We start from the raw sequence: 12,471 nt of genomic DNA on the forward strand, positions 1-12,471 counted from the left end.
CGTACGCGCAGTAGCGTTCCGTACATGAGACTCGGTGTCCTCGACGTAGGTTCGAACACGGTGCATCTGCTGGTGGTGGACGCCCACCCCGGCGCGCGCCCCCTGCCCGCGTACTCGCACAAGGCGGACCTGCGCCTCGCCCAACTCCTCGACCAGGCAGGGGCGATCGGCCCCGAAGGCGTCGACCGTCTCGTCGGCACCGTCCGTGACGCGATGGAGGCCGCCGAGGACAAGGGCGTGGAGGATCTGCTGCCGTTCGCGACCTCCGCCGTACGGGAGGCCAGCAACGCCGATCAGGTCCTCGCCCGCGTCAAGGAGGAGACCGGCGTCGATCTGCAGGTCCTCTCCGGCGCCGAGGAGGCCCGCCTCACCTTCCTCGCGGCCCGCCGCTGGTTCGGCTGGTCCGCGGGAAAGCTCCTGGTCATCGACATCGGCGGCGGCTCCCTGGAGATCGCGTACGGAATCGACGAGGAACCGGACGCCGCGGTCAGCCTGCCGCTCGGCGCCGGCCGTCTGACCTCCGCCTGGTTCCGCCAGGACCCGCCGGACCCGGCCGACGTGAAGGCGCTGCGGCGGCACGCCCGCGCCCAGATCGCACGCACGGTCGGCGAGTTCAGCCGCTTCGGCGCCCCGGACCATGTCGTGGCGACGTCGAAGACGTTCAAGCAGCTCGCCAGGCTCGCGGGCGCCGCGCGCTCCGCCGAGGGCCTCTACGTCCAGCGCGAGCTGAAGCGGAAGTCCCTGGAGGACTGGGTTCCGCAGCTGGCGGCGATGACCGCGGCCGAGCGCGCCGAGCTGCCCGGAGTCTCCGAGGGACGGGCCGGACAGCTGCTCGCGGGGGCGCTCGTCGCCGAGGGCGCGATGGATCTCTTCGGGGTCGAGACGCTGGAGATCTGCCCGTGGGCGCTGCGCGAGGGCGTGATCCTGCGCCGGCTCGACCACCTTCCGGCGACCTAGGCGGCCACCACCGACGACGGCGCGTAGGCGTACGTATCGGCCGTCGTGCGTCGGTCGTAGACATACGTCACATACGGCCCAGGTGTGGGGGAGACCACCTCCCGCGCGCCCAGGCGTGGCCCGTACGCTGTCCCTCGTGGCAGAACCAGTGGTGCGCATCCCGGATGCGAAGGTCGCCCTGTCGACGGCCTCGGTCTATCCGGAGTCGACGGCGACGGCCTTCGAGATCGCCGCGCGCCTCGGCTACGACGGCGTCGAGGTCATGGTCTGGACCGACCCCGTCAGCCAGGACATCGAAGCCCTGCGCAGGCTCAGCGACTACCACCAGATCCCGATCCTCGCCGTTCACGCCCCATGCCTCCTGATCACACAGCGCGTGTGGTCCACGGACCCCTGGGTGAAGCTCCAGCGCGCGCAGGCCGCCGCCGAGAAGCTGGGCGCGTCGACCGTCGTCGTGCATCCGCCCTTCCGCTGGCAGCGGGGGTACGCGAACGCCTTCGTCGACGGCATCTGGCGGATGGCCGACGAGACGGACGTGCGATTCGCCGTCGAAAACATGTATCCGTGGCGTTACCGCGACCGCGAGATGCTCGCCTACGCCCCCGACTGGGACGTCACCAAGGACGACTACCGCCACTTCACGGTCGACCTCAGCCACACCGCGACCGCCCGCACGGACGCGATGGGGATGATCGACCGCATGGGCGACCGCCTCGGGCACGTCCACCTCGCCGACGGCAAGGGCTCCGCCAAGGACGAGCACCTGGTGCCGGGCCGCGGCACCCAGCCGTGCGCCGAACTCCTGGAGCGCCTCGCGACGAGCGGCTTCGACGGACACGTCGTCATCGAGGTCAACACGCGCCGCGCGATGTCCAGTGCCGAACGCGAGGCAGACCTCGCCGAAGCCCTCGCCTATACGCGACTGCATCTGGCGTCCGCGGTGAAGGTGCCCCGCTCGTGACGGCTCCGGCAGCGGGCGGTGCGGCTCCGCGCCGCAGGGGACGACCCTCCCGTACGCAGTCGGCCGAGGGCCCGGCGATGCGCGACCGCATCCTGGAGGCGGCCCGCACCGAGTTCTCCGCACGGGGGTACGAGAAGACGTCCGTGCGCGGGATCGCCAAGGCCGCCGGGGTGGACTCGGCGCTCGTGCACCACTACTTCGGCACGAAGGACCAGGTCTTCGCCTCGGCGATCGAGGTGGCCTTCGCGCCCGCGCTCGCGGCGCCGGCGGCGATCGAGGATGGCCCGCTCGACAGCGTCGGCGAGCGCCTGACCCGCTTCATCTTCGGCGTCTGGGAGAACCCCGCGACCCGCGTCCCGCTCCTCGCGATCGTGCGCTCGGCGGTGAACAACGACACGGCGGCGGCCGTCTTCCGCCGCCTCGTCACGACCCAGCTGCTGGGCAAGGTGGCGAGCCGTATCGACCGGCCGGACGCGGAGCTGCGGGCGGAACTTGCGGCCGCGCAGCTCGTGGGCACGGCGATGCTGCGGTACGTGATCCAGGTGGAGCCGCTGGCGTCCGCCGACCCGGAGGCGATCATCGCGCGGATCGCGCCTGTGGTGCAGGGGCATCTGACGGGTCCGTGAGCCCGCCACGTACGTCGTTCCGCAGGCCGCTCACCGAGACAGCCGTCCCGCTATCCGGACAGCCTGTCCAGATCGTGGAGCGTCGGCGTACGCTCGACAACAGTCGGTCCTTATGTATCTCCAGAACCCTGAAGGAGCGAGCGACGATGCCCGAGCTCAGGTCCCGCACAGTCACCCACGGCCGCAACATGGCGGGCGCGCGCGCCCTTATGCGTGCCTCCGGTGTACCGGGCGCGGACATCGGGCGAAAGCCGATCATCGCCGTCGCCAACTCCTTCACCGAGTTCGTCCCGGGCCACACCCACCTGCAGCCGGTCGGCCGGATCGTCTCCGAGGCGATCACGGCGGCGGGCGGCATCCCGCGCGAGTTCAACACGATCGCCGTGGACGACGGCATCGCGATGGGCCACGGCGGCATGCTGTACTCCCTGCCCTCCCGCGACCTGATCGCGGACTCGGTGGAGTACATGGTGGAGGCGCACTGCGCGGACGCGCTGATCTGCATCTCCAACTGCGACAAGATCACCCCCGGCATGCTGAACGCGGCCCTGCGCCTCAACATCCCGACGGTCTTCGTCTCCGGCGGCCCGATGGAGGCCGGCAAGGCCACGCTGGTCGACGGCACGGTCCGAAAGCTCGACCTGGTCAACGCGATCAGCGACGCGGTCGACGAGAGCGTCTCGGACGAGGACATCCTCCGCATCGAGGAGAACGCCTGCCCGACCTGCGGCAGCTGTTCCGGCATGTTCACGGCCAATTCCATGAACTGCCTGACGGAGGCGATCGGCCTCTCTCTCCCCGGCAACGGCTCGATGCTCGCCACGCACACCGGCCGCAAGGCGCTGTACGAGAAGGCGGGCGCCACGGTCGTCGAGATCACCAAGCGGTACTACGACGGCGACGACGACTCCGTCCTGCCGCGCAACATCGCCACCCGCGCAGCCTTCGACAACGCCATGGCGCTCGACATCTCCATGGGCGGCTCCACGAACACGATCCTGCACCTGCTCGCCGCCGCGCAGGAGGCCGAGCTCGACTACGACCTCGCCGACATGGACGAGGTCTCGCGCCGCGTCCCCTGCCTCGCGAAGGTCGCCCCGAACGTGGCGCCCGGCGGCACGTACTACATGGAGGACGTGCACCGCGCCGGCGGCATCCCCGCGATCCTCGGCGAGCTGTACCGCGCGGGCCTCCTGAACGAGGACGTGCACACGGTCCACTCCGCGTCCATCAAGGACTGGCTGGACACGTGGGACGTGCGCGGCGGTTCCCCGTCGGAGGAGGCGGTGGAGCTGTGGCACGCGGCCCCGGGCTGCGAGCGCTCGGCGACGGCCTTCTCCCAGTCGAAGCGCTGGGAGACCCTGGACACGGACGCCGCGGGCGGCTGCATCAGGGACGCGGCCCACGCGTACTCGAAGGACGGCGGCCTCGCGGTCCTCAAGGGCAACCTCGCCGTGGACGGCTGCGTCGTGAAGACGGCGGGCGTCGACGAGTCGATCTGGACGTTCGAGGGCCCGGCCGTGGTCTGCGAGTCGCAGGAAGAAGCGGTCGACAAGATCCTCAAGAAGCAGGTGAAGGAAGGCGACGTGGTCGTCATCCGCTATGAGGGCCCCAAGGGCGGCCCCGGCATGCAGGAAATGCTCTACCCCACCTCCTTCCTCAAGGGCCGCGGCCTCGGCAAGGTCTGCGCACTGGTCACGGACGGCCGCTTCTCCGGCGGCACGTCGGGCCTGTCGATCGGCCACGCGTCGCCCGAGGCGGCGTCCGGCGGCACGATCGCCCTGGTCGAGGACGGCGACCGCATCCGCATCGACATCCCGAACCGCGGCATCGAACTCCTCGTCCCCGACGAGGAACTGGCGGCCCGCCGGGAGGCCCTCGGCGGCGTCTACGCCCCCAAGGCCCGCGAGCGCAAGGTCTCGGCGGCACTGCGGGCGTACGCGGCCATGGCCACGAGCGCGGACCGCGGCGCGGTGCGCGACGTGTCGAAGCTGGGCTAGGCGGCGGGCTATATCCAGCCCGTCCGGCGTTCGAGGACGGACTCGGCGGAGCCGGTGATGACGGCGGCCAAGGCTCTCGCGCCGAGCGACCCGCGGCGGAGCCGCAAGTGTCACAGCCGGGAAGGGACGGGGTTGGGGAAGGAAAAGTCCTCAACCCCAACACCCCGCAACCGCCCCGCCACCCCCACGCGTCCACCCCTGTAAGCGAACGCGCCAAGGCGGCCCCAGCCGCCGCCGAACGGGGGAGAGAAGCATGAGCGAGAACGTCATAGCGCCGGAATCCGCAGAGGCGATCGAAGCCGCGGCGGCAAAGACGTACCCGATCGTCGCGGACGTCAACGTCCGCTCAGGACCGGGTACGTCGTACGCCAAGGTGGGCCGCCTCTCGGCAGGGAGCCGAGTGACGATCCACTGCCAGAAGCCGGGCGAGACAGTCACGGGCCCGACCGGCACATCGAAGCTCTGGGACCGCATCGGCAGCGGCCGCTACATCTCCGACACGTACGTCCGCACGGGCAGCGACGGGTACGTCGCGCCGCGCTGCTGATTCACGGCCCTGTACGCGGTTCAGGAGCCGCCGAAGTTCACCGGGACGTCGGCGGCTTCGTCGCGTCGAGGCTCACTCGGACTTCGGCGGCTTCGTCGCGTCGAACGAGAACACGGTGTTCTTGGCCGCCGCCACGAAAACCACACGTCCCGAAACCGCGACCCGCGGACTCGCGTTCACCTCACCGCCGAGCCCCTCGGCCCGCGGATCGGTGCTCCACAGAGTCCTGCCGCGCGGTGAAACCGCCACCACGCGCCCACTGGGCGAGCTGAAGTACAGCGCACCGCCGCTCACCGTCGGCCCGGAGGCCCCTTCCACACCCGTCTGCCGGGACCACTTCTGGCGCCCGGTCGCGGGATCCACGGCGCTGATCCGCCCGGACGGCTCCGCGAAGTAGGCCGTGCCGTCGGCGATGCCGGGCGTGGCGCCGTACGTCGTCTTCAGCGGCCGGGTCGAGACGCGACCGCTGCCCGGATCGACCCGCAGCACCTTGTCGTACCCGAGGAATTCGGGCCCCTTCAACCGCTGGTGAAGGAGTACGAGCCTGCCCTTGTCGCCGCCCACCGGATGTACGGGCCCCTCGACCGCGACGCCCTTGCCGAACGTCCCCGACTTGAGGTCGAGGGTGTGCAGGACAGGGTCGCGCACCTCGACGTCGGCGACCTGGGCCGACGGCGCGCACATCGCGTACATGCGCTGACCCGCAGGGACCGGCGTGCACTCCGAGCCCGCGGGGAACGGTGTCGACCAGAGCAAGCGCCCGCTGTGCGCGGCCCTGGCCTCGACCCGCGTACGGCCCGGCTCGACCGACAGGACCGTCGAGCCGGAGACAACCGCGTCCTGCGACCGCCCGGTGAAGATCTGGGACTGGCCGCTGATCGGACGGGACCACAGTTCCTTGCTGGTCCGGGCGTCCAACGCCACCAGCTGGACGGGCTTTCCGGACGACGCCGCCTCATCCGGCATGCGGTAGCCGAGGACGGTGTCGTCCGTGGCGCCCACGATGTGCATGCCCTGCATGGGCACGCCGGGGCTCTTCACCTTCCAGACCTCCTTGCCGTCGGAGATCCGCAGCCGTGTCGCGACGACTCCGCCGCCCCCGCAGAACAACGCGTCCCCGCGAGGCACGCAGCGCACTTCGTCCGGGATGCCCTTGTCGTTGGGGACGGTCGTGCGCCACGGCCGGTAACCGTCGGGCAGGGGTGCCTCGGCTGCGGCGACGGTGCGGTCCTTGCCGTCGTCGGCGCCTCCGTCTCCAGCGGGGTCGTCGGACGAGCCGAGCTGGAGCGCCGCGATCCCACCCCCGAGCGCGGCCACGGCGACGGCAGCGGCGATCACGGTGCGCAAACGGCGGCGCGGGCGAGGGCTGTTGGGGGCGACTTCGGTCCCGTCACCCTCACCCAAGGAGGACCGATGATGGTGCTGCGTATCGATGTCCCGAGTGCGACTGGCCCGCACCCCCGCCGCGTCCCCCATCTCGACCGGCAGGTCCCGCAACCGCACAAGAAGCTGGTCCGCCGAAGGGCGCGCCTCGGGGTCCTTGTCGAGGCATGGCTCGACCACCGATCGCAGGGCCGCCGGCACGGAGTCCAGTTCCGGCGCCTCGTGCACCACCTGATACGCCGTCATGTACGGACTGTCCGCGTCGAACGGCCCCTGCCCCGTCGCCGCGTACACCAGCAGCGTGCCCAGCGAGAAGACGTCGGACCGTGGCCCCACCCCGCGCGGGGCCTGCAACTGCTCCGGCGACATGAAGGGCGGCGTACCGATGACCCGCCCCGTCATCGTCAGCGTCTGCTGGTCCGCGGCGCGCGAGATGCCGAAGTCGATGACGCGCGGCCCCTCGGGCGAGAGCACGACGTTCGAGGGCTTCAGGTCGCGGTGCACGACGCCCACACGGTGGATGTCACGCAGCGCCTCCGTCAGCCCGATGGCGAGCGTGCGCAGCTCCGCGCCGGTCAGCGGGCCCTTCTTGGCGATCTCCTGGGCGAGCGTGCGCCCCTCTATATAGGTCGTCGCCATCCACGGATACTCGGCATCCGGATCGGCGTCGACCACGGCGGCGGTGAACGCGCCGCTCACTCGCCGCGCCGCGGCCACCTCCTGCCGGAAGCGGATGCGGAACTCCTCGTCCCCCGCGAACTGCTGGTGGATCAGCTTGATCGCCACGGGTCGCCCCGATGCCGTACGCGCCAGATAGACCGTGCCCATGCCGCCCGAGCCGAGGCGCGCCTCGAGCGGGTAGCCGCCGATCTCGGCCGGGTCACCTCCGCGGAGCGACACTCTCTCGACCTCCTCGTCCCGCGTGCACCGGTTTTCGCACTTCTCGTACTTCTCGCACGAGCCCGTGCGTCTGTCCTGCCCCACAAACTAGCCGCCGGGCGGTACGCCAGGGCAAGGCGGGGGACGAATAGGGCGCGCCTGCCCGGCGCCGCCGCGCCGCCGCCCTCCCGGGCGATACTCGAAGGGTGAGCGCAGATTCCAGTACCCCCGACCGCACGGCCGCGACAGCCGGGCCGTCCCCGTCGGCCGCGACGGCCCCCGGCCCGCAGCCCGAGCCCCTCCGCTTCTTCGGCACGACCTGGGTCGGCCACGACAACGGCTACGCGGCGCGCCGCGCGGGCGTCGCGGTGGGCTCACTGCTCGCGTCGGCGGCCGGCTGCTTCGTGCTGCGGTTCGCGTACGAGGGCATGGCGATCGCGGCCGTGGGGACGTTCGTGAACTTCCTGGTCCTCATCATGTTCTCGATCTGCAGCGCGATCGCCTTCCGCCGTACGTGGGAGGGCTTCACCCGCCGCCACGACCCGGCGTCCCAGTCATCGATGCGCGGACTCATGACGATCGGCTTCGTGGGCGTCCTCCTCGCCTACTTCTTCCGCTCCCTCACCGAGGCCCCCGGCGAACAGCTCCACCGCGAGGAGTACGAGACGGCCCGCGCGCAGTACGCGAAGCGCACGTCACGCCGCACGGGCAACCCGTCCCGCAAGAAAAAGGGATAGCCGCCCCGCCCACTCCTGCCTGAAGGACCGACACCGCCCCCTGAAGACGGAAGGGGGCGGCCCTTGACGTGCCCGGCTCCGGGAGCGCCATAATCATCACATGATGAATATAAAAGAGCCCCCCGAGCCCCCCGCCATCGAGGCACGCGACCTGACCGTCGTCCGAGGCCCCCGCACAGTCCTCCGCGGCCTGAACTTCACCGTCCCGAAGGGACAGATCACCGGCCTCCTCGGCCCCTCGGGGTGCGGCAAATCCACCCTCATGCGCGCGACGGTCGGCAGCCAGGCCAAGGTCACCGGCGCCCTGAAGGTCCTCGACCAGCCGGCCGGCGCCCCCGCCCTCCGCTCCCGCATCGGCTACGTCACCCAGAGCCCATCCGTCTACGACGACCTGACCGTCCGGCAGAACCTCGACTACTTCGCCGCCGTCCTGGACCCCGGCCGCGGCCCCGCCGTCCAACGCCGCCACGAACACGTCACCCGCGCCATCGACGACGTCGACCTGACCACCCACGCCGACGCCCTCGCGGGCAACCTCTCCGGCGGCCAGCGCAGCCGCGTCTCCCTCGCGGTGGCCCTCCTCGGCGCCCCGGAACTCCTCGTGCTCGACGAACCCACCGTCGGCCTCGACCCCGTACTCCGCCGTGACCTCTGGAACCTCTTCCACTCCATCGCCGCCGACCGAGGCACCACGATCCTCGTCTCCTCCCACGTCATGGACGAGGCCGAACGCTGCCACCGCCTCCTCCTGATGCGCGAAGGCGAACTCCTCGGCGACGACACCCCCGAGGCCCTGCGCACCCGCACCGACACCCGGACCGTCGAAGCGGCCTTCCTCCACCTGGTGGACGAGGCCAACGCCGGGCAGGGCGACACCACCACCGGCGACCCCACAACCGGCGACAGCACCACCGGCAGCACCGCCCCCACCGGGAGCCCCCGATGAACACCTACCGCACCCTCGCCACCGCGGCCCGCGTCCTGCGACAGCTCCGCCACGACCCCCGCTCCATCGCCCTGATGCTGCTCGTCCCCTGCGTGATGCTGCTACTCCTGCGCTACGTGTTCGACGGCAGCCCGCGCACCTTCGACTCCATCGGCGCCTCGCTCCTCGGCATCTTCCCCCTCATCACGATGTTCCTGGTGACCTCCATCGCCACCCTCCGCGAACGGACCTCCGGCACTCTCGAACGCCTCCTCGCGATGCCCCTGGCCAAGGGCGACCTCATCGCGGGCTACGCCCTCGCCTTCGGCTTCCTCGCCGTCATCCAGGCCGTCCTCGCCACCGGCCTGGCCCTGTGGGTCCTCGGCCTCGACGTCACCGGCTCGGCCTGGCTGCTGCTCCTGGTCGCACTCCTCGACGCCCTGCTCGGCACGGCACTCGGCCTCTTCGTCTCCGCCTTCGCGGCATCCGAGTTCCAGGCCGTCCAGTTCATGCCGGCCGTGATCTTCCCCCAGCTCCTCCTCTGCGGCCTGTTCACGCCGCGCGACAACATGGCACCCGCCCTCGAAGCGATCTCCAACGCCCTGCCCATGTCGTACGCCGTGGACGGCATGAACGAAGTCCTGCGCCACCCCTCCGTCACCGGCGACTTCGTACGCGACGCGGTCATCGTCGCGGGCTGCGCCGTACTCGTCCTCGCCCTGGGCGCCGCGACCCTGCGCCGCCGCACGGCCTGACGCCACCAATGCGAGGATGACCCCACCCGGCTGAAGCACTGTCCCGCTCCCAGCCGAAGCGCCGACCCGCACCTGGAGGGTGACCCACACATGCCCCAGCCCGTCGCAGTCCTCGGCACCGGCAAGATCGGCGAAGCCCTCCTCAGCGGAATGATCCGGGCCGGCTGGGCCCCCGCCGACCTCCTGGTCACCACCCGCCGCTCCGAACGCGCCACGGAATTGCGCACCCGCTACGGCGTCGACCCCGTCAGCAACGCCGAGGCCGCCAAGCAGGCCGACACCCTCATCCTCGCCGTCAAGCCGCAGGACATGGGCCGCCTCCTGGACGAGCTCGCCCCGCACGTCGCCCCCGACCGCCTCGTCATCAGCGCCGCGGCCGGCATCACCACCTCGTTCATCGAGGAACGCCTCGCCGACAGCACCCCAGTCGTCCGCGTCATGCCCAACACCCCGGTCCTCGTGGACGAAGGCATGTCCGTCATCTCCGCCGGCAGCCACGCCACCGCCGCCCACCTCGCCCACACCGAGGAGATCTTCGGCGCCGTCGGCAAGACCCTCCGGGTCCCCGAGACCCAGCAGGACGCCTGCACCGCCCTCTCCGGCTCAGGACCGGCGTACTTCTACTACCTGGTCGAGGCGATGACCGACGCGGGCATTCTCCTCGGCCTGCCCCGCGACAAGGCCCATGACCTCATCGTCCAGGCCGCGATCGGCGCCGCCGTGATGCTCCGCGACAGCGGCGAGCACCCGGTCAAGCTCCGCGAGAACGTCACCTCCCCGGCCGGCACCACCATCAACGCCATCCGCGAACTCGAGAACCACGGTGTACGAGCAGCCCTCATCGCCGCCCTCGAAGCCGCCCGCGACCGCAGCCGCGAACTGGCCTCCGGCAACAACAGCTGACCGCCCGGTGGCGGGGCGCGCCCCGGCCGCGCCCCGCCACCGGCCCCGTGCCTACCGCGCCTCGCCGACCGGCGACAACAGACCGATCGCGCGGTAGGCGGTGTCCACCGTCGGCCTGGACATCTCCCTGGCCCGCTCGGCACCCCGCCGCAACACCTCCTCCACGTACGAGGGGTCGGCCATCAGCTCCTTGTGCTTCTCCTGCAAGGGCCTCAGCACCTCCACCACGGCGTCCGCGGTGTCCTTCTTCAACGCCCCGTACGTCTCGTACACACCGCTCAAACCCTCGGGGCTCCCACTCTCACAAGCCGCCAGGATCTCCAGCAGGTTCGAGATCCCCGGCTTGGCCTCACGGTCGTACTCGACCTCGCTCCCGCTGTCCGTGACAGCGCGCAGGATCTTCTTCCGCACGACCTCCGGCTCGTCGAGGAGATAGATGATCCCGGCCCCTGCCTCGCCGGACTTCCCCATCTTCGACGTCGGGTCCTGCAGATCCATGACCCTGGCCGCCACCTTGGGATACGTGGCCCGCGGCACCACGAACGTGTGGCCGTACCGCTGGTTGAACCGCACCGCCAGATCCCGGGTGAGCTCCACGTGCTGCACCTGATCGTCCCCGACCGGCACCTCGTCGGCCCCGTACGCCAAGATGTCCGCCGCCATCAGCACGGGATAGGTGAGCAACGACAGCCGCACACTCCCGCCGCGAACCCGCTCCAGCGCCGACTTCTCCTTGTACTGGATCATCCGCCGCATCTCGCCGTCCGTCGCGACGCACTCCAGCAGATACGAGAGCCGGGCGTGCTCGTCCACATGACTCTGTACGAACACGGTGGCTCGCTCAGGATCGATCCCCGAAGCAAGCAACAGCGTCGCCGCCTGCCGACTGAGCCTGCGCACCCGGCCTGGGTCGTGGTCCACGGTCAGGGCGTGCAGGTCGACGACGCTGAACAGCGACTCGGCGCGGTGCTGATCGACTTCCGCCCACTGGCGTACGGCGCCCAGGTAGTTCCCCAGGGTCAGGTGCCCCGTCGGCTTGACCCCGCTGAAGATCCTCGTCATCTCTCCACCTCCTGGTCAGGACCACCGGCCCGACGACCGGGCTCCGGGTCCTCCAGGGGGAGAAACGAGAAACGGCCGCCGAATCGGCAGCCGTTGAGTACATGCGTGTGTACGGCCGCCGTCAGGCGGCCCACCACAGTTGGGTGTGCGCATGCGTAGTCACGTCCCCCACGGTAGTCCTCTCGGGCCACCGTGGACCAGGGTTGACACGCCCAGACCGCGTACGTAGTGTTCTCCGAGTTGCCCGACGTGAGCGTCGACCCTTGGTCGGTCCCCGGGCAGCCATTCCGTAACAACCATTCAAGCGATCGACGTCGTGTCTCTTCTGCGACCCGCCGTCCGCTCGTTTTCATGGGCTTTTGCGAAATGAGGAATCCGCGTTCGAAAGGGCGCCCCCGATTAGGTCGGGAGCGAGGATTCCGCTAAAGTCTCACTCGTCGGAACGGCCCAACAGCCGGGAAGACAAGCCCGCTGACTGGGAATCAGGCCCGAAAGGATCTGATAGAGTCGGAGCCGCCGGAAAGGGAAACGCGAAAGCCGAAAGGCCGGAGCGGGAACCGGAAAGGCGCCGAGGAAATCGGACACGAAAGAGTCTGATAGAGTCGGAAACGCAAGACAGCGAGACAAAAGAAACACCGAAGGGAAGCGCCCGGAGGAAAGCCCGAGAGGGTGAGTACAAAGGAAGCGTCCGTTCCTTGAGAACTCAACAGCGTGCCAAAAGTCAACGCCAGATATG

The 12,471-nt window shown here is 70.3% G+C and carries 11 protein-coding genes; 9 read left to right on the forward strand and 2 right to left on the reverse strand.

Going from position 1 to position 12,471, the window contains the following annotated elements:
• Nucleotides 1-24 precede the first annotated feature (24 nt).
• The 5 genes from AB0I94_RS17070 to AB0I94_RS17090 all read left to right on the forward strand — a co-directional run bounded on the left by AB0I94_RS17070 (nucleotide 25) and on the right by AB0I94_RS17090 (nucleotide 5,091).
• Entirely contained in the window at nucleotides 25-957 is a 933-nt protein-coding gene (locus tag AB0I94_RS17070; protein WP_363310361.1) for a Ppx/GppA phosphatase family protein, read from the forward strand.
• A gap of 136 nt (nucleotides 958-1,093) precedes the next feature.
• Nucleotides 1,094-1,918 (forward strand): sugar phosphate isomerase/epimerase, encoded by an 825-nt coding sequence (locus AB0I94_RS17075; RefSeq protein ID WP_363310362.1) that lies wholly within the window; start codon nucleotides 1,094-1,096, stop codon nucleotides 1,916-1,918.
• Complete coding sequence (locus tag AB0I94_RS17080; protein ID WP_363310363.1) at nucleotides 1,915-2,544, forward strand: TetR family transcriptional regulator; 630 nt, start codon at nucleotides 1,915-1,917, stop codon at nucleotides 2,542-2,544. Before AB0I94_RS17075 ends, AB0I94_RS17080 begins: the two co-directional genes overlap by 4 nt.
• Before the next feature lie 146 nt (nucleotides 2,545-2,690).
• Entirely contained in the window at nucleotides 2,691-4,544 is a 1,854-nt protein-coding gene (ilvD, locus tag AB0I94_RS17085; protein ID WP_363310364.1) for a dihydroxy-acid dehydratase, read from the forward strand.
• 253 nt (nucleotides 4,545-4,797) lie between these two features.
• On the forward strand, nucleotides 4,798-5,091 hold the full coding sequence (locus AB0I94_RS17090) for an SH3 domain-containing protein (RefSeq protein WP_363310365.1): 294 nt from the start codon (nucleotides 4,798-4,800) through the stop codon (nucleotides 5,089-5,091).
• A 72-nt stretch (nucleotides 5,092-5,163) separates the two neighbouring features.
• On the opposite strand, the gene AB0I94_RS17095 is transcribed toward AB0I94_RS17090, so the two are convergent.
• A complete protein-coding gene (locus AB0I94_RS17095; RefSeq protein WP_363310366.1) occupies nucleotides 5,164-7,374 on the reverse strand; it encodes a PQQ-binding-like beta-propeller repeat protein in 2,211 nt (736 codons plus the stop codon).
• Nucleotides 7,375-7,559: 185 nt separating this feature from the next.
• On the opposite strand from AB0I94_RS17095, the gene AB0I94_RS17100 reads away from it, so the two are divergent.
• The 4 genes from AB0I94_RS17100 (at nucleotide 7,560) to proC (ending at nucleotide 10,673) form a co-directional block, all read left to right on the forward strand.
• A complete protein-coding gene (locus tag AB0I94_RS17100; RefSeq protein WP_363310367.1) occupies nucleotides 7,560-8,090 on the forward strand; it encodes an EamA/RhaT family transporter in 531 nt (176 codons plus the stop codon).
• A gap of 100 nt (nucleotides 8,091-8,190) precedes the next feature.
• On the forward strand, nucleotides 8,191-9,036 hold the full coding sequence (locus AB0I94_RS17105; protein ID WP_363310368.1) for an ABC transporter ATP-binding protein: 846 nt from the start codon (nucleotides 8,191-8,193) through the stop codon (nucleotides 9,034-9,036).
• Nucleotides 9,033-9,770: an ABC transporter permease gene (locus AB0I94_RS17110; RefSeq protein WP_363310369.1), complete on the forward strand. Its 738-nt coding sequence runs from the start codon at nucleotides 9,033-9,035 to the stop codon at nucleotides 9,768-9,770. Before AB0I94_RS17105 ends, AB0I94_RS17110 begins: the two co-directional genes overlap by 4 nt.
• Before the next feature lie 90 nt (nucleotides 9,771-9,860).
• Nucleotides 9,861-10,673: a pyrroline-5-carboxylate reductase gene (gene proC / locus AB0I94_RS17115; RefSeq protein WP_363310370.1), complete on the forward strand. Its 813-nt coding sequence runs from the start codon at nucleotides 9,861-9,863 to the stop codon at nucleotides 10,671-10,673.
• A 51-nt stretch (nucleotides 10,674-10,724) separates the two neighbouring features.
• On the opposite strand, the gene trpS is transcribed toward proC, so the two are convergent.
• Nucleotides 10,725-11,735, reverse strand: coding sequence for a tryptophan--tRNA ligase (gene trpS / locus AB0I94_RS17120; RefSeq protein ID WP_363310371.1), 1,011 nt, complete (start codon nucleotides 11,733-11,735; stop codon nucleotides 10,725-10,727).
• Between the last annotated feature and the right edge of the window lie 736 nt (nucleotides 11,736-12,471).

Origin of the sequence: Streptomyces sp. NPDC050147 (genome assembly GCF_040660195.1) — a bacterium.
Classification (GTDB): Bacteria; Actinomycetota; Actinomycetes; order Streptomycetales; family Streptomycetaceae; genus Streptomyces.

What these genes read in the sequence shown, in the direction of transcription:
- AB0I94_RS17070 (WP_363310361.1), top strand. Translation starts at nt 25, where the DNA reads ATGAGACTCGGTGTCCTCGACGTAGGTTCGAACACGGTGCATCTGCTG.
- ilvD (WP_363310364.1), top strand. Translation starts at nt 2,691, where the DNA reads ATGCCCGAGCTCAGGTCCCGCACAGTCACCCACGGCCGCAACATGGCG.
- AB0I94_RS17105 (WP_363310368.1), top strand. Translation starts at nt 8,191, where the DNA reads ATGATGAATATAAAAGAGCCCCCCGAGCCCCCCGCCATCGAGGCACGC.
- AB0I94_RS17110 (WP_363310369.1), top strand. Translation starts at nt 9,033, where the DNA reads ATGAACACCTACCGCACCCTCGCCACCGCGGCCCGCGTCCTGCGACAG.
- trpS (WP_363310371.1), bottom strand. Translation starts at nt 11,735, where the DNA reads ATGACGAGGATCTTCAGCGGGGTCAAGCCGACGGGGCACCTGACCCTG.
- AB0I94_RS17090 (WP_363310365.1), top strand. Translation starts at nt 4,798, where the DNA reads ATGAGCGAGAACGTCATAGCGCCGGAATCCGCAGAGGCGATCGAAGCC.
- proC (WP_363310370.1), top strand. Translation starts at nt 9,861, where the DNA reads ATGCCCCAGCCCGTCGCAGTCCTCGGCACCGGCAAGATCGGCGAAGCC.